18 protein-coding genes and 1 riboswitch are annotated in these 18,037 nt (G+C 72.2%); of the genes, 11 read left to right on the forward strand and 7 right to left on the reverse strand.

What is annotated here, in order from left to right; all coding sequences use genetic code 11:
• Positions 1-475, forward strand: a 475-nt coding sequence (locus tag QSK26_RS39105; protein WP_285780417.1) for a serine hydrolase, incomplete at its 5' end; no start/stop codon positions are given.
• A gap of 93 nt (positions 476-568) precedes the next feature.
• Positions 569-1,537: a helix-turn-helix domain-containing protein gene (locus tag QSK26_RS39110; protein WP_285780418.1), complete on the forward strand. Its 969-nt coding sequence runs from the start codon at positions 569-571 to the stop codon at positions 1,535-1,537.
• Positions 1,538-1,552: 15 nt separating this feature from the next.
• Here the strand turns inward: QSK26_RS39110 and QSK26_RS39115 are convergent, their stop codons facing one another.
• Complete coding sequence (locus tag QSK26_RS39115; protein WP_285780419.1) at positions 1,553-2,527, reverse strand: AraC-like ligand-binding domain-containing protein; 975 nt, start codon at positions 2,525-2,527, stop codon at positions 1,553-1,555.
• A gap of 436 nt (positions 2,528-2,963) precedes the next feature.
• On the opposite strand from QSK26_RS39115, the gene sigJ reads away from it, so the two are divergent.
• The 4 genes from sigJ to QSK26_RS39135 all read left to right on the forward strand — a co-directional run bounded on the left by sigJ (position 2,964) and on the right by QSK26_RS39135 (position 6,412).
• Complete coding sequence (gene sigJ / locus QSK26_RS39120) at positions 2,964-3,896, forward strand: RNA polymerase sigma factor SigJ (protein ID WP_285780420.1); 933 nt, start codon at positions 2,964-2,966, stop codon at positions 3,894-3,896.
• A 146-nt stretch (positions 3,897-4,042) separates the two neighbouring features.
• A complete protein-coding gene (locus tag QSK26_RS39125) occupies positions 4,043-4,531 on the forward strand; it encodes a DUF5946 family protein (RefSeq protein WP_285780421.1) in 489 nt (162 codons plus the stop codon).
• Between the two features lie 373 nt (positions 4,532-4,904).
• A complete protein-coding gene (locus QSK26_RS39130; RefSeq protein WP_285780422.1) occupies positions 4,905-5,330 on the forward strand; it encodes a hypothetical protein in 426 nt (141 codons plus the stop codon).
• Between the two features lie 272 nt (positions 5,331-5,602).
• A complete protein-coding gene (locus QSK26_RS39135) occupies positions 5,603-6,412 on the forward strand; it encodes an alpha/beta fold hydrolase (RefSeq protein WP_285780423.1) in 810 nt (269 codons plus the stop codon).
• A 238-nt stretch (positions 6,413-6,650) separates the two neighbouring features.
• Here the strand turns inward: QSK26_RS39135 and QSK26_RS39140 are convergent, their stop codons facing one another.
• Both QSK26_RS39140 and QSK26_RS39145 read right to left on the reverse strand, forming a co-directional pair.
• Entirely contained in the window at positions 6,651-7,400 is a 750-nt protein-coding gene (locus QSK26_RS39140) for an SDR family NAD(P)-dependent oxidoreductase (protein WP_285780424.1), read from the reverse strand.
• Between the two features lie 25 nt (positions 7,401-7,425).
• Positions 7,426-8,661: an acyl-CoA dehydrogenase family protein gene (locus tag QSK26_RS39145; RefSeq protein ID WP_285780425.1), complete on the reverse strand. Its 1,236-nt coding sequence runs from the start codon at positions 8,659-8,661 to the stop codon at positions 7,426-7,428.
• A gap of 98 nt (positions 8,662-8,759) precedes the next feature.
• Here QSK26_RS39145 and QSK26_RS39150 point away from each other — a divergent pair, with 98 nt between their 5' ends.
• From QSK26_RS39150 to cobM, 4 genes are read left to right on the forward strand one after another with little or no spacing between them, the layout of a single operon-like run.
• Complete coding sequence (locus tag QSK26_RS39150) at positions 8,760-9,509, forward strand: helix-turn-helix domain-containing protein (RefSeq protein WP_285780426.1); 750 nt, start codon at positions 8,760-8,762, stop codon at positions 9,507-9,509.
• Positions 9,506-9,931, forward strand: coding sequence for a pyridoxamine 5'-phosphate oxidase family protein (locus QSK26_RS39155; protein ID WP_502888802.1), 426 nt, complete (start codon positions 9,506-9,508; stop codon positions 9,929-9,931). Before QSK26_RS39150 ends, QSK26_RS39155 begins: the two co-directional genes overlap by 4 nt.
• 1 nt (position 9,932) lies before the next feature.
• Complete coding sequence (cbiE, locus tag QSK26_RS39160) at positions 9,933-11,213, forward strand: precorrin-6y C5,15-methyltransferase (decarboxylating) subunit CbiE (protein ID WP_285780427.1); 1,281 nt, start codon at positions 9,933-9,935, stop codon at positions 11,211-11,213.
• Positions 11,210-11,953, forward strand: a complete 744-nt coding sequence (gene cobM / locus QSK26_RS39165; RefSeq protein WP_285780428.1) for a precorrin-4 C(11)-methyltransferase — start codon at positions 11,210-11,212, stop codon at positions 11,951-11,953. The genes cbiE and cobM overlap by 4 nt, the downstream gene beginning before the upstream one ends.
• Here cobM and QSK26_RS39170 read toward each other — a convergent pair.
• Complete coding sequence (locus QSK26_RS39170; protein ID WP_285780429.1) at positions 11,926-13,026, reverse strand: cobalt-precorrin-5B (C(1))-methyltransferase; 1,101 nt, start codon at positions 13,024-13,026, stop codon at positions 11,926-11,928. The two genes, cobM and QSK26_RS39170, sit on opposite strands and share 28 nt — an antisense overlap.
• A gap of 35 nt (positions 13,027-13,061) precedes the next feature.
• Between QSK26_RS39170 and QSK26_RS39175 the strand changes: the two genes are divergently transcribed.
• The gene (locus QSK26_RS39175) at positions 13,062-13,802 is read left to right on the forward strand and encodes a cobalt-precorrin-6A reductase (RefSeq protein ID WP_285780430.1); all 741 of its coding nucleotides are present in this window, start codon (positions 13,062-13,064) and stop codon (positions 13,800-13,802) included.
• On the opposite strand, the gene QSK26_RS39180 is transcribed toward QSK26_RS39175, so the two are convergent.
• Genes QSK26_RS39180 through QSK26_RS39190 form a run of 3 tightly spaced genes read right to left on the reverse strand, consistent with a single transcriptional unit; the run spans position 13,790 to position 17,527 of the window.
• Complete coding sequence (locus tag QSK26_RS39180; RefSeq protein ID WP_285780431.1) at positions 13,790-15,298, reverse strand: precorrin-2 C(20)-methyltransferase; 1,509 nt, start codon at positions 15,296-15,298, stop codon at positions 13,790-13,792. The genes QSK26_RS39175 and QSK26_RS39180 overlap by 13 nt on opposite strands.
• Positions 15,299-15,303: 5 nt before the next feature.
• A complete protein-coding gene (locus tag QSK26_RS39185; RefSeq protein ID WP_285780432.1) occupies positions 15,304-15,930 on the reverse strand; it encodes a precorrin-8X methylmutase in 627 nt (208 codons plus the stop codon).
• A gap of 52 nt (positions 15,931-15,982) precedes the next feature.
• Positions 15,983-17,527 (reverse strand): ferredoxin-like domain-containing protein, encoded by a 1,545-nt coding sequence (locus QSK26_RS39190; RefSeq protein ID WP_285780433.1) that lies wholly within the window; start codon positions 17,525-17,527, stop codon positions 15,983-15,985.
• A 132-nt stretch (positions 17,528-17,659) separates the two neighbouring features.
• Positions 17,660-17,786, forward strand: a riboswitch (cobalamin riboswitch).
• The last annotated feature ends 251 nt before the right edge of the window (positions 17,787-18,037 follow it).

Here is an 18,037-nt window from a genome sequence, read left to right on the forward strand (position 1 = left end):
CGCGAAGGGCTACTACACGCCCGGGTCACCGGCCGCGCCCATCAACGGCTCCCAGGCGTTCTCCGCGACCGGAATCTACTCCACCGTGGACGACATCGCCCGCTGGGACCGGTCCTTCGGCGCATACAAGGTCGCGCCACCCGCCACCGTCAAACAGGCGTTCACGCCCCAGGCGCCATGCCCCGCCAACGGCTGCCTCAACCTGCCGTCAACCGCGTACGCCTTCGGCTGGGCCGTCGACCGGCTCCACGGGCACCGGCTCCGCTACCACCACGGACTTCTGCAGGGCTACGCGGCAATCAACATGTACCTCCCCGATGACGACATCGCGGTTGTCGTGCTCAGCAACGTGCAGGACACCGACACTTACGGCATCGGCCGGCACCTCGCCACGATGGCCCTCAAGTCTGCGGTCACAGACAGGAATACACGCGGGACGATCCAGGGGCTGTCGCATCAGGCGAGTCGTGGGTGAATGTCCCTGCCTGTGATATGAAGAGCTTCGCCAGGCCACATTCGTACGCCACTTTCCCGCACGTGACCAGCGGCCGGTTGGAGTAACACATCGATGATGGAAAGAGCCTTCGACAGTGAGACTCTGCCGTTGTCGGACCGCTTGAACGCCTGGGACGACTTGATGTCCCGCACGCATGTCCCCACCGTGTTCAGCGTTGAACGCACAGTCGCCTTTCGGGCGGCGCTACGGGTGATGGATCTGGGCGCGGTGCAGGTGACCGGGATGACATATTCGACGTTACGGTCGCAGCGGACACCGAAGCTGATCCGGCGCTCCGATCCCGAGCTGTACGCGATTCAGCTCGTCACACGGGGAGGTCAGCACCTCGGCCAGAACAACCGGGTGGCCACGCTCGGCGCGAATGACCTGGCGATGTACTGCTCATTCCGGCCCTTCGACACCTGGATCGAGGCCGGTGACGGCACGGTCGCCTCCATGGTGGCGCAGATTCCGCGGGCACTGCTGCCGTTTCCCGACAACAAGCTCGACGGGCTGCTGGCCAGGCCCATGTCCGCACAGGAGGGAATCGGCGCCCTGGTCGCGGCCTTCCTCACCCACCTGGACGGCGATACAGGCCCTTATCGGCCCATGGACGGCTCTCGCCTGGGCATGGTGCTGATCGACCTGATTGCCGCGCTGCTGGCCCATCACCTCGAATCCGACCACGCGTTACCAGGGGGGTCACGCCGGCGCGCCCTGTTCCTGGAAGTCCGGGCGTTCATCCTCCGGAATCTCGGCGATCCCCACCTGTCCCCGGACGGCATCGCCGCCGCGCACCATATTTCTCTTCGCTATCTGCAACGCCTGTTCCAGCAGCACGGGCTCAGTGTGAGCGCATGGATCAGGGAACAACGGCTGGAACGCTGCCGGCGCGATCTGGTGGATCCCGCCCTCGGCGCCCACCCCGTCCACGCCATCGCCGCTCGGTGGGGATTTCCGCACCCCCAGCACTTCAGCCGTGCCTTCCATCATGCTTATGGGGTGTCGCCACGCGACTACCGGCATCTGTCGATGCCGTAGGCTCTGCGCCGTTGATCAGGTGACCGGCCGGAAAAGGTGCCGGTAGCCACGCGGTGAGATGCCGTATGCGGCGCGAAACGCGCGGCTGAAGGCCGCTGGATGGGTGAATCCCCAGCGAGCACTGATGGCGTGGACAGGATGAGAGACCAGCGCCGGATCTGCGAGGTCACGTCGAGCGCGTTCGAGGCGTTGCTCACGAATCCATGCGCTCACACTGTTGCCGTGCTGCTGAAAAAGACGCTGCAGGTAACGAAGAGAAACATGGTGGGACGAGGCGACACGGCCCGGAGACAGGTCGGGATCTCCCAGGTTCTCCACGATGAACGCACGGACCTGCGCGATCAGGGCTCGTTCACGTGTTTCCGCCGGCAGGTTGTTCTCGGCGTCAAGATGGTGCGCGAGCAGAGCCGTGATCAGATCCAACGTCACCATGCCCAGGCGGGGGGCATCGCCTCGCCGATACGAACCGTCGCCGAAGGCGAGTTGGGTGAGGTACGCAGCGAGCAGCCCACCCATTCCGGTCGTGCCAGGCAGCCGGACCGACAGCAGTCGGTCGACCTTGTTCGCGGGTAACGGCAGAGTATTGCGCGGAAAGTGCGCGACTATACTGCCTCCCGTGCTGCCGGCATCGTCAACTCGAGTCTCGAACGGGCGAGAAGTCGAGTACAGCACCAACTCGCCTTTCATGAGCATGGCCTCCCGCCCCAACTGGGCGATTCCCTGGCGCCCCGACCTGACAAGCCCGATAACGTAGAGTTCGGGGTCTGAGCGCCGGATCAAGCCAGGGGGACGGCTGGTGCGCAGAGGCGAGTAGGCCATGGCGGTGATTCTCGCCGGCCCGAAGTCCGACGCCCTGAGCGAGGCCCGGAAGTTCGCCGGATCATCGACATCGAACACGTTGGGTATCAGCGACCGGGACACAATGTCACACCAGGCGTCCAACCGGTCCGGCCGCGGCAGATCATCGCTGTCAAACAGCTTCTCTAGCATGATTGACCTACTTGGCGATCGGAAACAGTATAGCCTTTGTCACAAACTGCGAACGTCTGCCTTAGTCAGGGACATTCGGCAAAGTCTGCAGCAATTTCGCACGAGCAACTTGTCCTCGTCAAGCGCGACAGGCACAGGCATCCGCTTGGGGATTGACAGTAATGCCGATTCAGGCCAGGCCGTCGAGGGCCCAGCCGGTCGAAATCCCTCACCCGTGACCACCGCCATCACTCCTGACAAGGACATGGGCGGGCCGCTTGCAGGGTGACGCCGGTGGGCGGGCCGGGAGGTGCCGTAGGGACTGCCCCGACCTGAACGGGACGGGGTCGGTGTACGGCTCCGTGGAATGTGGGTCGGCGTGGCAGCCTGACATTCGGAGGGGCTGTCTCGTCGGTCTGGGGAGGACAGCTGCGACAAGAGGGAAGTCGGCGACACCATGACCACTGCATCCGGGCCAGGGGACGGCGGGCTCGATCCGGGTCTGAGCGCGATCATGAGCGAGCGGCGTCAGCTGATCAATCTGGCGTACCGGCTCCTCGGTTCGCTGGCCGATGCCGAGGATGTCGTGCAGGAGACGTACGCCCGCTGGTATGCCATGTCCCGGCAGCAGCAGGAGGCCATCGAGTCACCCGGTGCCTGGCTGACGCGGGTCGCCGGTCGTGTCTGCCTGGACCTGCTCGGCTCGGCCCGGGCCCGGCGGGAGCGCTATGTGGGTGAGTGGATCCCGGAGCCGCTGCCCGACCGTACGGAGTGGAACAACGAGCCGGCCGGCGCCTCCGCCGATCCGGCCGACCGGGTCACCCTCGACGAGTCGATCAGCATGGCCTTCCTCGTCGTGCTCGAGTCGATGACCCCGGCCGAGCGGGTCGCGTTCGTCCTGCACGATGTCTTCCGCTACTCCTTCGCCGAGGTGGCCGGGATCGTCGGCCGTACGCCGGCGGCATGTCGCCAACTCGCCTCCTCGGCCCGCCGTCGCATCCGCGCGTCGCGGGCTCCCGCGACGCCGGCGGCCCCGCGGGCCGGTCTCGTCAGGGACTTCAAGGAGGCGTGGGAGGCGAAGGACATCAACGCCCTCGTCGGTCTCCTCGCCCCCGACGCCACGGCGGTCGCCGACGGCGGCGGCCTCGCCAGCGCCGCGCTCCACCCGATCGAAGGCGGCCGGCAGATCGCGCGCAGCTTCGTCGCCATCATCAGCCAGGCGCCCGGCCTCACGGTCCTGGAGCGTACGGTCAACGGTCAGCCCGGTCTGGTGGCTCAGTTCGACGGCGAGACCGTGGCGGTGATGGCCTTCGAGGTCGCAGGTGACCGGATCAAGCGCATCTGGGCGGTACGCAACCCCGAGAAGCTCCGCTCCTGGACGACGGGCTGACGCCCGCGGGAGTCGCATGACGCATCCTCTGTGGGCCGTCCTTCCGGCGAAGCGGTCCGCGTCCGCGGCTGCCGAGGGGGGTATGGCGTCCGCGGCTGCCGAAACCGCGTCGACAAGGTCGTCGCGGGTCGCCTATGTTTCCGGCCATGACTGACAGCCCCGCTACCGGCCGGTGCGAGTGCGGTGCCGTAGCCGGCCCGCTGGGCGTGTGCGTGGACTACTACTACGGGATCCTGGCCGAAGAGCAGGCCGATCCCCAGATGTACAGGTGGCACGCACCGGTGGTCTGCGCTTATCTGCTGCAGCACCCTTCCAGGGGTCATGAGAAGTACCTTGACGTGCAGTTCCGCTGGTTGCAGCTCTACATGGACAAGGGCCTCGACGGGCTGCTTCGCGTACAGGCTCATCAGGTGGCGCGGAACCGGCACGGGGCGCGGTCGGGCTACGACATGGCGCCGTTCGCGGCGTACGCACCCCTCCCGCCGGGCAAAACTCCCGGGCCCTTCCGCGCCGCGTTCTCCGGGTTGCCGTTCAGCGACGGGAGTTTCGTGTCCGACGGGCATGTGGCGTACGGATGCCGCATCGAAGCCATCGTCGAAGCGACCGTGGAGTCCTGGCTGTCCGTCCAGGACTGACGCACCGCGGTCGCCGGGGCGAGGCGGTGGCGAGAGGGGCTGGAGGGGCCAGGTATCCCAGAGTTGTCCCAGTGGGGTGGCCGGAGGGCAGGTCACGAGGGGTGCGGGCGTCCCAGCTTCCCATTTCGCGGGTCCGTCTTGTGCGGGCGGTGAGGGCGTCGGCAAGATCGTTGCCGGTGCGGGGACGGGACACGGGAGTGCTGCGGCTCGCGAGGTCCCGTCCCCCGTCCCGTCTCCGGTTCCGCGCAGTGTCCGCATAGCGTCCGCGCAGTGTCCGCGCAGCGTCCGCGATCTTCTCGGAGCGCCCGCGGAAGGCGGAACACCCGCGGAACGCGGAACCTCTCTATTTCTACGGATCCTTTTGGGAGCTTTCATGGCGGTTATTCGTCGCCGAGGTGTCGCCGTACTCGCCGGGGCGTTGCTGGCCCTGCCGATGCTGGCTCTTACGGCGCCGGCCGCGTCGGCCGACACCAACTGCGGTAGCTGGCCGGGGAACAGCATCGCCAACCATGACGTCACGTCCAGGACGATCACGCATGGCGGGCGTACGGTGAAGATCGCTCTGGTGAACCAGCGGTTGAGCGACCACTCCTTCGCGGCCGTGCGCGATGGTTACAAGGACGGCGACCAGACCTGGGTCGACCGGTCCTCCAACGGTGGGGCGTCGTGGACGCAGTGCGGGCCTTTCAACAACAAGTTCTCCAACGACCTGCTGAACGAGGGCTACCACATGCGGGCGTGCGTCCGTTTCAACGGGGCGAGCTTCTGCACGGGATGGTATTTCGACCATGTGGAGTAAGTGACCCCTCTCCCCATCGTCACTGAGGATCGTCGGACGCGGCCGGACCGGGTGGCCCGGCCGCACCGGGACGTCGTGCCCGCCCGGACCGGGACGGCGGGCGCTCGAAGACGGTCCGGTGGGGTGATCCGGATCGAACGTCTGCCCGGTTGATCCGCATGTCGCGATCTTCTTTAGAACGCATGAGCGGTTGGGCGACGATTTCGGCCGCCGAGCGGAGTCTTACCCTTGTCACCGCGACCGCGGACGACCACAAGGAAGGACGAGCGGTTATGACCACCACCCATATCCTCGACATCCCGGACGGGCGCCTGTACTACGAGGTCCGCGGGTCGGGCCCGCTGCTGCTCGTCATGGGTTCGCCCATGGCCGCCGCGGACTTCGCCTCGCTCGCCGACGCGCTGGCCGGCGAGCACACCGTCGTGACCCACGACCCGCGGGGCATCTCGGGCAGCACGCTGAACGATCCGGAGCAGGACTCCACCCCCGACCTGCGGGCGGACGACATGGCCGCGCTGCTGGACGCGCTCGGCGCCGAGTCGGCCGACGTGTTCGGCAGCAGCGGCGGCGCGGTGACCGGGCTCGCGCTGGCGACCCGGCATCCTGGGCGGGTGCGTACGCTCGTCGCGCACGAGCCGCCGCTGCTGGAGCTGCTCCCGGACGCCGCCGACCGGCGCGCCAAGGTGGACGACATCGTCGAGACGTTCCACCGGGAGGGACCGGGCGCCGCCTGGATGAAGTTCATGATCAGCGCCGGGTTCGACCTGGCGGACGCGGACGCCCCGGCCGCGCCGCCCGGGGAGCCCTCGGCGCAGGCCCTCGCCGACTCGGCCCGCTTCTTCGCCCACGAGATCCAGGGCACCACCCGCTACGTGCCCGACATCGCGGCGCTGAAGGCCGGTCCGGCCAGGATCGTCGTCGGCATCGGCGCCGCCTCGGCCGGCCTGCTCACCGTGGACACATCCACGGCGCTGGCCGGGCTGCTCGGCACGGCGCCGGTGGAGTTCCCCGGGGACCACGGCGGCTTCATGGGGCAGCCCGGGGAGTTCGCCGAGACGCTGCGCAAGACGCTCGCGGGTTAGGCCGTCCCTCGCCCGCTCCCCTGACGGGGGGCGGGCGGTGACCGCCCCCCGTCGCGGAAGCGAACGGTGCGCCTCGGTCGCAGGGGCGGGGGCGGGGCGCACCTGGAACGGCTCGCCTCAGTCGCGGGGGCGCGGCGGAACTGGAACGGCGCGTCTCAGTCGCGGGGGCACAGCGGACCTGGAACGGCTCGCCCCAGTCACAGGGGCCGGGGGCGCGGCGGAACTGGAACGGCTCGCCTCAGTCGCGGGGGCCGGGGGCGCGGCGGAACTGGAACGGCTCGCTCTCCCGGCCCGAGACGACGTACCAGCATTCGCCGGTGCCCTCGCTGTCGAGGAGCCGGAAGAAGGCGTCGGCGACGTCGCCTACCTTCATGATGGGGATGCCGAGTTCCTGGAGCAGCCCCCTGTGGTCGCCGAGGATGGCCGTGTCGGCGAAGGACGGGCACAGCGCCTGGACCTTGACGCCGGCCGGTTCCAGGGCCTCGCCGAGGGAGCGGACCAGGCCGACGACGGCGTGCTTGTTGGCCGCGTAGATCGGGTCGGACAGGATGCCGACGATGCCGGCCAGGCTGGCGGTGGCGACGATGGTGCCGCCGGTCGCCTTCAGGGCGGGGAGCGCGGCGTGCGCGCCGAAGACGACGCCGTCGAGGTTGGCGCCCATCGCCAGGCGGTACCTGCCGAGGTCGAAGTCGTCGCCCAGGCCGCATCCGGTGGCGATGCCGGCGTTGAGGAAGGCGAGGTCGAGCCTGCCGTACCTGCTGGTGGCGGTGGCGACGGCCGCCTCGTTGTCGGGGAAGGCGGCCACGTCGCAGTGCACGAACGTGCCGCCGATCTCGGCGGCGACGCGCTTGCCCGCCTCGTCGTCGATGTCGGCCACGACGACGCCGGCGCCGCCGGCGGCGAGGCGGCGGGCTACCTCGGCGCCGATGCCGCTGCCGGCTCCCGTGACGAGAGCGGCCTTCCCTTCGAGCCGGTCACTGCGGATCACAGCCGTCCTCCTCTGCCGTGGCCCGTCACAGCGGGAGCCCGCCGGTGGCGGCGCTGGTCGAGCCGGTGTCCCGGTAAGCCGCGATCGTACGCTCCGCGATGCGCATCTGGTGGATCTCGTCGGCGCCGTCGGCGAACCTGGCCCAGCGGGCGTGCTGGAACATACCGGCCAGCGGGGTGTCGGTGGAGTAGCCGAGGGCGCCGTGCACCTGGATGGCCCGGTCGACGATCCGGTTGAGGCTGTTGGCCACGAAGTGCTTGCACATCGAGACCTCGGTGCGGAAGTCCTCACCCTTGTCGATCTTGGACGCGGCGTGCAGGACCATGAGCTTGCACTGGTAGAGCTCCATGGCGGAGTCGGCGATGAGCCACTGGACGCCCTGCTTCTCGGCCAGCAGCGAGCCGTGGCTGTACCGGTTGAGCGCCCGGTCGACCATCATGTCCAGCGCGGTCTCGGCCTGGGAGATCCACCGCATGCAGTGCGCGAGGCGGGCCGGGCCGAGGCGGTACTGGCCGAGCCGGTGGCCGTTGCCGCGTCCGCCGAGGATCTGGGTGTCCGGCACCCGCAGGTCGGTGATGACGATCTCGCTGTGCCCGGTCGAGCCGTGCATGGTCTCGATCTCGCGGACGTCGTTCCACCCTTCCTGCGGCAGGTCGACGAGGAAGGCGGTGTTCGCGCCGCGGGAGCCTTCCGGGACGTCGAGCTCGGTTCTGGCGATGAGGATGGCGAAGCTCGCCCGGCGGGCGCCGGAGATGAACCACTTGTGACCGTTGATCACCCACTCGTCGCCGTCCCGCACGGCTTTCGTCCTGATCAGAGTGGGGTCGGATCCGGCGACCTCCGGCTCGGTCATCGCGAAGCAGGAGGACGTGACGCCCTTGAGCAGCGGCTTGAGGTACTTCTCCTTCTGCGCTTCGTCGGCCCAGTGCAGCAGGGTGTGCATGTTGCCCTCGTCGGGCGCGGCGCAGTTGAGCACCCACGGGCCGAGCCTGGTCTTGGCCGCCTCGGACTGCACCATGGCCAGCGCGACGTGGCCGAGTCCCATGCCGCCGTACTCCTTCGGCATGTGCGGCAGCCAGAGTCCCTCGTCGCGGGCCTTCCGCCGCAGGTCGAAGATCACCCGCAGGTACTCCTCGCGGGAGCCGCCCGGCGACTCCGCGCCGAAGTCCTTGACCGCCGGGATGATGGTCTCCTGGACGAACGTCCGGACCCGCCGCCGGATCTCTTCGTGCTCGGGAGCGAGTGTGAAGTCGATGGCCATGAGACTCCTCACGGTTTTGATGCGACTGGCGGACGATTTGAGGCAAGTGCATGATTACGGTAACGAGCGCCGCTCGCCGCGACAAGAGAGGTACCCGGATGCCGCCGAACCCCGAGGCGACCAGCAGGCGGCTGGTCTCCGCCGCCGAACGCCTCTTCGCCGAGAGGGGCATCGACGGGGTGTCCCTGCGCGAGATCAACAGCGCGGCGGGCCAGCGCAACTCGACCGCCCTGCAGTACCACTTCCGGGACCGGGCGGGCCTGCTCGGCGCGGTCCTGCGCAAGCACCAGCCGGAGATCGAGGTGCGGCGGCACCAGTTGCTCGACGACTACGAGTCCCGCGGGCCGCTGCCGGGCGCCGAGGCGCGCCGCGCGCTGGCCGCCGCGCTGGTCCGCCCGCTGGCCGCGAAGCTGTCCGACCCGGACGGCGGGCGGGCCTATCTGCGGATCATGGAACAGCTCGTGCACCGGCACGATCCCCCCGTGCTGGGAGGCGCGCGGGACGACCCGGGGCAGAGCGTCAACCGGTGGCGTGAGCTGGTCGCCCCGCTGATCCCGCAGGTCGCCGTGCACCGGCTGCACCAGCGTTTCATGGCCATCCGGGTGACCTACGTCGAGCTGGCCCGGCGCGCCGACGGGCCGGCGGGCCGGGGCGACCGGCTCTTCACCAGCCACCTGATCGACGTGGTGTCCGCCGTCCTCGCCACCGAGGTCTCCGAGGAGACCGCCCGCCTGCTCGCCGAGCGTGATGCCGGACGGCGGGCCAACGGGAGCGGGGGTGAGATGAACCCGGGTGATACGGGGGATAATGTCCGGGTTCGAGATATCGCCGGAACGGAGCTGTCGTGACGCCAGCCGCATCGCCCCGCACGCCCCTCGACCTGCGGGCGCGAGGCGAGGGGTTCGCCGAGTTCTGGCGGGAACGGCACTTGTGCACCCTGACCGGGGTCCGCCCGGACGGGACGCCGCACGTCGTGCCGGTGGGGGTCACCCTCGATCTCGGCACGGCGATCGCCCGGGTCATCACCTCCGGCACCTCGTACAAGGCGCGCACGCTGGCCGCCGCCGGAGCCGAGGGCGCCCCGGTGGCGGTCTGCCAGGTGGACGGGCGGCGCTGGTCCACCCTGGAGGGCCGCGCGGTCGTCAGGAACGAGCCCGAGGTGGTCGCCGACGCCGAGCGCAGGTACGCGGAGCGTTACCGGACGCCGCGGGAGAACCCGGCCAGAGTGGTGATCGAGATCACCGTCACCAGGGTGCTGGGCAACGTCTGACATGTCCGAGGTGATCAACGTCGTCGGGATCGGCGCCGACGGCTGGCAGGGCCTGTCCGCGCGTGCCCGGGAAGAGGTGCTCGGCGCCGAGGTGCTGCTGGGCGGAGCCCGCCAGCTCGGTCTGGTGCCCGGCACCGGGGCCGAGCGGGTGACGTGGCCTTCGCCGATGCTGCCCGCGCTCCCCCGGCTGCTCGGCGAGCACGCCGGGCGCAGGGTGTGCGTGCTGGCCAGCGGCGACCCGATGTTCTTCGGCGTCGGCGCGACCCTGGCCCGGATACTCGGCCCCGAGCGGCTGCGGGTGCACCCGCATCCGTCCTCGCTGTCCCTCGCCTGCGCCCGGCTCGGCTGGCCGGCCGAGGAGGTCGAGGTGGTGAGCCTGGTGGGCCGCCCGGACTCGCTGCTGCACCCGGCGGTCCTGCCCGGCCGCAGGGTGCTGGTGCTGAGCGCGGACGGCGGCACCCCGGCCCGGGTCGCCGCGCTGCTGACCGCCCGCGGCTACGGCGCCAGCCCGATGACCGTGCTGTCCGGCCTGGGGTCCGCCGCCGAGGCCCGCCTCACCGGTACGGCCGGCGGCTGGGACCACTCCGGCGCCCCCGCCCTGAACGTGGTCGCCGTCGAATGCCTGCCCGACCCCGGCACCGCCGCGCTCCCCCGCGTCCCCGGCCTGCCCGACGACGCCTTCGAGCACGACGGCCAGCTCACCAAGCGCGAGGTGCGCGCGGTCACCCTGTCCAGGCTGGCCCCGGTCCCCGGCGAGCTGCTGTGGGACGTCGGCGCCGGGGCGGGCAGCGTGGCCGTCGAGTGGATGCGCACCCACCCGTCTTGCCGGGCGGTCGCCGTGGAGAGCCACCCGGACCGGGCGGCGCGCGCCGCGCGGAACGCCGGCGCCCTCGGCGTGCCCGGACTGGAGGTCGTGGTGGGGGCCGCCCCCGGCGCGCTGGCCGGGCTGCCCGCGCCGGACGCCGTCTTCGTGGGCGGCGGCGCGACCGCCCCCGGCCTGCTCGACACGTGCTGGGACGCGCTGCGCCCCGGCGGCAGGCTGGTCGCCAACGCGGTGACCCTGGAGTCGGAGACCGTCCTCGCCGCCTGGTACGGCAGGCACGGCGGCGACCTGGTCCGGCTGACGGTGGGCCGCGCGTCCCCGGTGGGCGGCTTCACCGGCTGGCGGACGATGATGCCGGTGACCATCTGGTCCGCGACCAAGAACGCGACCATGAACGCGGTCGAGAACGCGGTCGAGAACGAGGAAGCGTCCGGGGCGAGAGGCGAGGAGTTGCCGTGACCGTGTACTTCGTCGGGGCGGGGCCGGGGGCGGCCGATCTCATCACCGTGCGCGGGCAGCGGGTGATCGCGTCCGCGCCGGTGTGCCTCTACGCGGGCTCGCTGGTGCCGGAGGAACTGCTCGCGTCCTGCCCGCCGGGGGCCAGGCTGGTGGACACCGCCCGGCTGAACCTGGACGAGATCGTCGCCGAGATGCTCGCCGCGCACGCCGCCGGGCTGGACGTGGCCCGGTTGCACTCGGGCGACCCTTCGGTGTTCAGCGCGATGGCCGAGCAGATGCGCCGGCTCGACGCGCACGGCGTGCCGTACGACGTCGTGCCCGGGGTGCCCGCCTTCGCGGCGGCGGCGGCGACGCTGAAGCGGGAGCTGACCGTGCCCGGGGTGGGGCAGACGATCGTCCTCACCCGTACGGCGGCGCGGGCCACCCCGATGCCGGACGGCGAGGACCTGGCCACGCTCGGCGCGAGCGGCGCGACGATGGTCCTGCACCTGGCCGTGCAGCGGATCGACGAGGTCGCCGCGGAGCTGCTGCCGTCCTACGGGCCGGACTGCCCGGTCGCCGTGGTGGCCAGGGCGAGCAGGGACGACGAGCTGGTCGTGCGGGGTTCGCTGGCGGACATCGCCGGACTGGTGCGCGCCGCCGGGGTGCGGCGCACGGCCGTGATCGTCGTCGGCCGGGTGCTCACCGCCGCCGCCTTCCCCGACAGCCACCTCTACTCGGCGGCCCGATGCCGGGACTGAGTCCCCGCGCGGCCCACGATGACGCCCGCCCGGTCGATCACCACGACATCCGTCTCGACCGGCGCGCCGCGCAGCACCTCGACGGCGGTGCGCAGGGCGCGTTCGGCGATGAGGTCGCCGAGCGGCAGTCCCTCCTCCTGGCACAGCCGCAGCGCGTGCAGGGCGGTGTTCGCCTCGCCGACGCGCCCGGCCAGCGCGGCGGACGCGCCGGCCTCCAGGGCGAGCGAGGCGAGCAGCGCGGGGTTCACCTGGGAGCGGCCGGAGTGCAGGTCGAGGTGGCCGTCGGCGAGCTTGGACAGCTTCCCGACGCCGCCCGCGACGGTGAGCCGCGGCACGGGATGGCGGCGCACGTACTTCAGGACGGCCCCGGCGAAGTCGCCCATGTCGAGGAGGGCGTCCTCGGGCAGGCCGTACAGCTCGGCGGCGACGCGTTCGGAGGTGCTGCCGGTGCATCCCGCGACGTGCGTCCGCCCGGCGGCCCGCGCCACGTCGACGCCGCGCCGGATGCTGTCGATCCACGCCGAGCACGAATAGGGCACCACGACCCCGGTCGTGCCCAGGATGGACAGTCCGCCCAGGATGCCGAGCCTCGGGTTCCAGGTACGGCGGGCCAGTTCCTCCCCGCCCTCGACGGAGATCTCCACGACGACGTCCCCGGTGCCGCCGTGCCGGGCGGCCACCTCGGCGACGTGGTCGCGCATCATCGCCCTGGGCACCGGGTTGATCGCCGGTTCGCCCACGTCCAGCGGCAGGCCGGGTTTGGTCACGGTGCCCACGCCGGGCCCCGCGGCGAACGTCACGCCGGAGCCGGGGACGCCGTGCCGTACGGTCACGGAGACCACCGCGCCGTGTGTGACATCCGGGTCGTCGCCGGCGTCCTTCACCACGGCGGCGGACGCCTCGCCGTCGCCGAGGCGTTCCCTGGCCAGGGCGAAGGCCGGACGCTGTCCCTTGGGCAGCAGGATACGCACCGGGTCGGGGAAGTCGCCGGTGAGCAGGGCGGTGTAGGCGGCGGTGGTCGCGGCGGTCGCGCACGCGCCGGTCGTCCACCCGTACCGCAGGGGGCCGCTCACCGCTGCTCCCCCGTGGTCACGTCGAGAGGGGTCGCATGAGCCGGGTGCTCATTCTGGGCGGCACGGCCGAGGCGCGCGGGCTGGCCGCCGCGCTGGCCGGGACGCCGGGGCTGCGCGTGGTGTCGTCGCTGGCCGGGCGGGTGAGCAACCCGCGGCTGCCGGTCGGCGAGGTGCGCGAGGGCGGCTTCGGCGGGGCCGCCGGCCTGGCCGCCTACCTGCGCGAACACGCCGTGGACGCGCTGGTGGACGCGACCCATCCGTTCGCGGCCAGGATGACCGCCTCCGCCGTCGAGGCCGCCGCCCTGACCGGTACGCCGCTGCTGGTGCTGCGCCGTCCCGGCTGGCGGGAGGGGCCCGGCGACCGGTGGCACTGGACGCCGGGGCTCGCGGAGGCGGCCGGGCTGCTGCCCGGCCTCGGGGAGCGGGTGTTCCTGACGACCGGCCGCCGGAGCGTGCCGGTGTTCGCCGGGCTCGACCTGTGGTTCCTGCTCAGATCGGTCGATCCGCCGGGGCCGCCGCTGCCCCGCCGGTCGCTGGTGCTGCTCGCCCGCGGGCCGTACACGCTGGAGGGTGAGCTCGCGCTCATCCGGGAGCACCGGGTGGACGTGCTGGTGACCAAGGACAGCGGCGGCGAGATGACCACCGCGAAGCTGGCCGCGGCCCGCGAGCTGGGCCTGCCCGTGGTGGTCGTGCGCCGGCCGCCCGCACCGGAGGGCGTCCCCCTGGTGGCGGACGTGGCGGGGGCGGCGTCCTGGGTCGCCGGTCATGCCGGGTAGCGCCGCGGCGTGTAGACCACCTGCCTGCCGTCCCGTTCGGTGACCCGCGTGGTGGAGGAGCCGACGATGAGCAGGCAGCGCATGTCCACCTCGGCCGGGTCGAGCGTGCCCAGCGTGACGACCCGCACGCTCTCCTGCGCGCCGCCGACATCCCGCCCGATGACCACCGGCGTCTCCGGGGCCCGGTGTTCGAGGATCAGGTCCCGGGCCGCGGCCACCTGCCACGTACGGCTGCGCGAGGCCGGGTTGTAGATCGCGAGAACCAGGTCGGCGGAGGCGGCGGCGGTGATCCTGGCGGCCACCACGTCCCACGGCTTGAGCAGGTCCGACAGCGACAGCACGCAGTAGTCGTGACCCAGCGGCGCGCCCGCCCTGCTCGCCACCGCCTGGGCGGCGGTCAGGCCGGGCAGCACCCGCACCTCCACTCCGGCGAACTTCGGCTCGGCCGCCACCTCCAGCACCGCGCTCGCCATCGCGAACACGCCCGGGTCGCCGGAGGACACCACGGCCACCCGGGAACCCGCGGCGGCCAGCTCCAGCGCGTGCGCGGCCCGTTCCGCCTCCACCCGGTTGTCGGTGGGGTGGCGGCGCTGGCGCGGGTTGGCCGGCACCCGGTCCAGGTAGGGGCCGTAGCCGACCAGGACGTCCGCGGCGGTGAGCGCGTCCTGCGCCTCCGGGGTCAGCCACGGCCGCCCGGCCGGGCCGAGCCCCACGACGACGACCTCGCCTGGCCCGGCGGTCCGCTCCGGCTCCGCGACGGGAACCTGCGCGGTGAGCGGGCTCGGCAGCAGCGCCAGCGAGAAGTACGGCACCGTGGCCGGATCCACCCCGGCCAGCGGCTCGATCCGCTGGCCGGAAGTGGTGGCCCGTTCGACGTACCACGCCTCGTCCAGCCGGCCGGCCGCCTCCAGCGCGGAACGCACCTTCTCGAAGGTCCGGCCGAGCTTGAGCACCGCCGCCGAGTCGGTCCCGGCGAGCCGCTCGGCCAGCACGTCGGCGGGGAGCGTGCCGGGCAGCACGGTCAGCGTCTCGTCGCGTTCGACCAGCGGCCGGCCGAGCACCGCCGACGCGCCGCTGACCGAGGTGACGCCGGGCACCACCTCGGTGGGGTACCGGTGGGCGAGCCGCTTGTGCATGTGCATGTAGGAGCCGTAGAAGAGCGGGTCGCCCTCGCAGAGCACCACCACGTCCCGCCCCGCGTCCAGGTGGACGGCGAGCCGGGCGGCGCACTCCACGTAGAAGTCGTCCAGCGCGCCCTGGTAGCCGCCCGGGTGGTCGGTGGTCTCCGTGGTGACCGGGTAGATCAGCGGCTCCTCGACCTGGTCGCCGCGCAGGTACGGCAGGGCGACCGATCTGGCGATGCTGCGGCCGTGCCGGGCACTGTGGTAGGCGATCACGTCGGCCTCGCCGAGCAGGCGGGCGGCCTTCACCGTCACCAGCTCGGGGTCCCCCGGTCCCAGCCCCACCCCGTACAGGCGTCCGGGGGTTTCGGTCATGATGTTCACTCCTCTTCGCTGGCGATGGCGTTGATCGCCGCCGCGGCCATCGCGCTGCCGCCCCTGCGGCCGTGCACCACCAGGTGTTCCAGGCCGGACGGGTGCTCGGCCAGGGCCTGCTTGGACTCCGCCGCCCCGATGAACCCGACCGGCACGCCCACCACCGCGGCCGGGCGTCCCGCGCCCTCCGCCACCATTTCGAGCAGCCGGAACAGCGCCGTCGGCGCGTTCCCGATCGCGACCACCGCGCCGTCGAGGCGGTCCCGCCACAGCTCCAGCGCAGCGGCGCTGCGCGTGGTGCCCAGCCGCCGCGCCAGCTCCGGCACCTCGGGGTCGCCCAGCGTGCACAGCACCTCGTTGGCCGCGGGCAGCCGGCGCCGGGTCACCCCGGAGGCCACCATCATCGCGTCGCACAACACCGGCGCCCCGTCCCGCAACGCCCGCCGCGCCACCGTCACGACCTCCGGCGACCAGGCCAGGTCGTCCACCAGATCCACCATGCCGCAGGCGTGCACCATCCGCACCGCCACCTGGGCGACCCCGGCGGGCATCCCGCTCAGATCCGTCTCGGCCCTGATCGTGGCGAAGGACCTGCGGTAGATCTCCGCCCCGTCCCTGACGTAGTCGATCATCTTTCCCTTCTGAGGGTGGTCGGTCGGGCTCATCGGCCGTGGGCGGCGCCGGTCATCGTCGCCTCCTGGCGGCCATGACGGCGGCGCCCGTCTCCCGGGTGTCCGTGAAGTCCCTGCTGGTTCCGTCGAGGTCGACGCGGTAGCCGTACCCGGTGGCGACCACGTCCACGACCCGGCCGGCGGGTCGCCCGCACCGCCGTTCGCATCCCGCCCAGTGCACCGGGAGAGTAGCGGCCCCCTCCACGCCGTCGCTCACCCGGGGTCCGGCCCCGCCGCTCCCGACCGACACCGGAACGTCCGCGACGTCCGCGACGTCCGCGACGGCACCGGCGGCGTCGGCGGCACCGGCGGCGTCGGCGGCGTCGGCGGCGTCGGCGGCGTCGGCGCGAACGTCGGCGAGGGACTTCGCGCATCCCGGCCGCCCCGCGCAGGCGGTCATCCCCTGGTACGGCGACGCGGGGTCGGTGACCAGCCCAGCGCCCGCCAGCGTCGCGGCCCACCGCTCGGCCTCCGCCCACGGCAGGTCCGGCACCACCGCCTCCCGCCAGGGAGTGACCCGCACCTCTCCCCCGCCCGCCGCCGCGGCCTCGGCGAGCAGCTCCGCCTGCGCCGCCGTCAGCCGCCCCAGCGGCACGAGCACCACCAGCGCGAACCCCCCGTCGCGCTGCTCCACCACCCCCACCGGCCGCCCCACCCGCCGCCCGACAGCTCGCCACTTGCCGGCATCCGCGCCGGTGTCCGCGCCCGTGCCTGAGTCGGTGCCTGTGCCCGTGCCCGTGCGTGCGGCGGTTTCCGCGTCGGTGGCGGCCAGCCGCGCGGCCACTCGGGCGGGGCCGTCGGCGAGCTCGGCCAGCCGCCAGGCGCCCGAGCCCTGCGCGGCGCGCTCGTCCAGGAATGCCTCCGCCACGGCCAGCATCCCGGCGACCGCTCCGGAGAGCGGCACCCGCAGCCCGGCGTCCACCCCCGACAGCAGCAACCCCACGACCGGCTCGCCCTCCCGCCCGGCCCCGAAGCCGCGCACCTCAGAGCCGCGAGCCTCGGAAACGGGGGTCTCGAAGCCGAGGACGTCGGCTGGGATGAGGGTCACGTCCGCGTCGAGGGTGGTCACGTCGCCGGTGCCGTCGTCGAGGGCGAAGAGGAAGCGGCCGGGCAGGGCGGCGAGCGCCGGGCGGGCGCAGAGGCGGCGATCCAGCTCGGCCACCAGCGACCGTACGTCGAGCACGCTCTCCGCGGCACGCCCCGCCAGCGGCGAGGCGACGATGTTACGCACCCGCTCGTGGGTCGCAGACGGCAACAGCCCCGCCGCCGCCATCCGCTCCGCGAACGACGCGCCCGTATCCCCACGCGACATCCCTGCGCCCCCACGCGACATCCCCGTGGCCGGGGGTGACGGGTCGGGGAGGTCGCTCGACGTCGTCGTGGCCGGGGGTGACGGGTGGGGGAGGCCGCGGAGTTGCAGGTTTGCGCGGGAGGTCAGTTCCAGGACGGCGGAGCCGAGGTCGCGGGCGGCGGCGGCTACCTGGCGGAGCTGGGAGGTGGTGAGGACGCCGCCGGGGAGGCGGAGCCGGGCGAGGCCGCCGTCTGCCGCGACGTGCACCTGAAGCGCACCGGGACACGCGTCGCGTCGCGATCGTCCAGAAAAGTCGGCTATGGCCACGGTGAGGATGGTAACGCCAGTTTCCTGCTGGGTACCGGCCTGGCATAGTTTGCTCTTAGGCGACGGCACAAGGAGGAAGCCGGTGTGAATCCGGCGCGGTCCCGCCACTGTCACCGGGGAGCGAACCCCTTGCACCGCCACGGTCCGGAAGACGGGCTGGAAGGCCGGGGCGAGCGCTGATCCGGAAGCCAGGAGACTCCTGCCGCCGCGACACCCGCGACCCGGGGCGAGGACCCCGAGGGAGGACCCGCCATGCCGCCCACCCCCGTACCCCCTGCCGCCCCGGACACCCCCGGGCAGACCCCCTCCACCCCCCACGACTCCCCCACCACACCGGCCGCGAACCCTACGGGCATCCCCGGCCAAGTTCCCTCCCACGACTCCCCCGCCGCACCGACGCCGAGTGCCCCGGACACCCCGGGCGGGCGGCGCGACGAGGGCGGTGGAGAT

It is taken from the genome of Microtetraspora sp. NBRC 13810, assembly GCF_030268685.1.
Classification (GTDB): Bacteria; Actinomycetota; Actinomycetes; order Streptosporangiales; family Streptosporangiaceae; genus BSRQ01.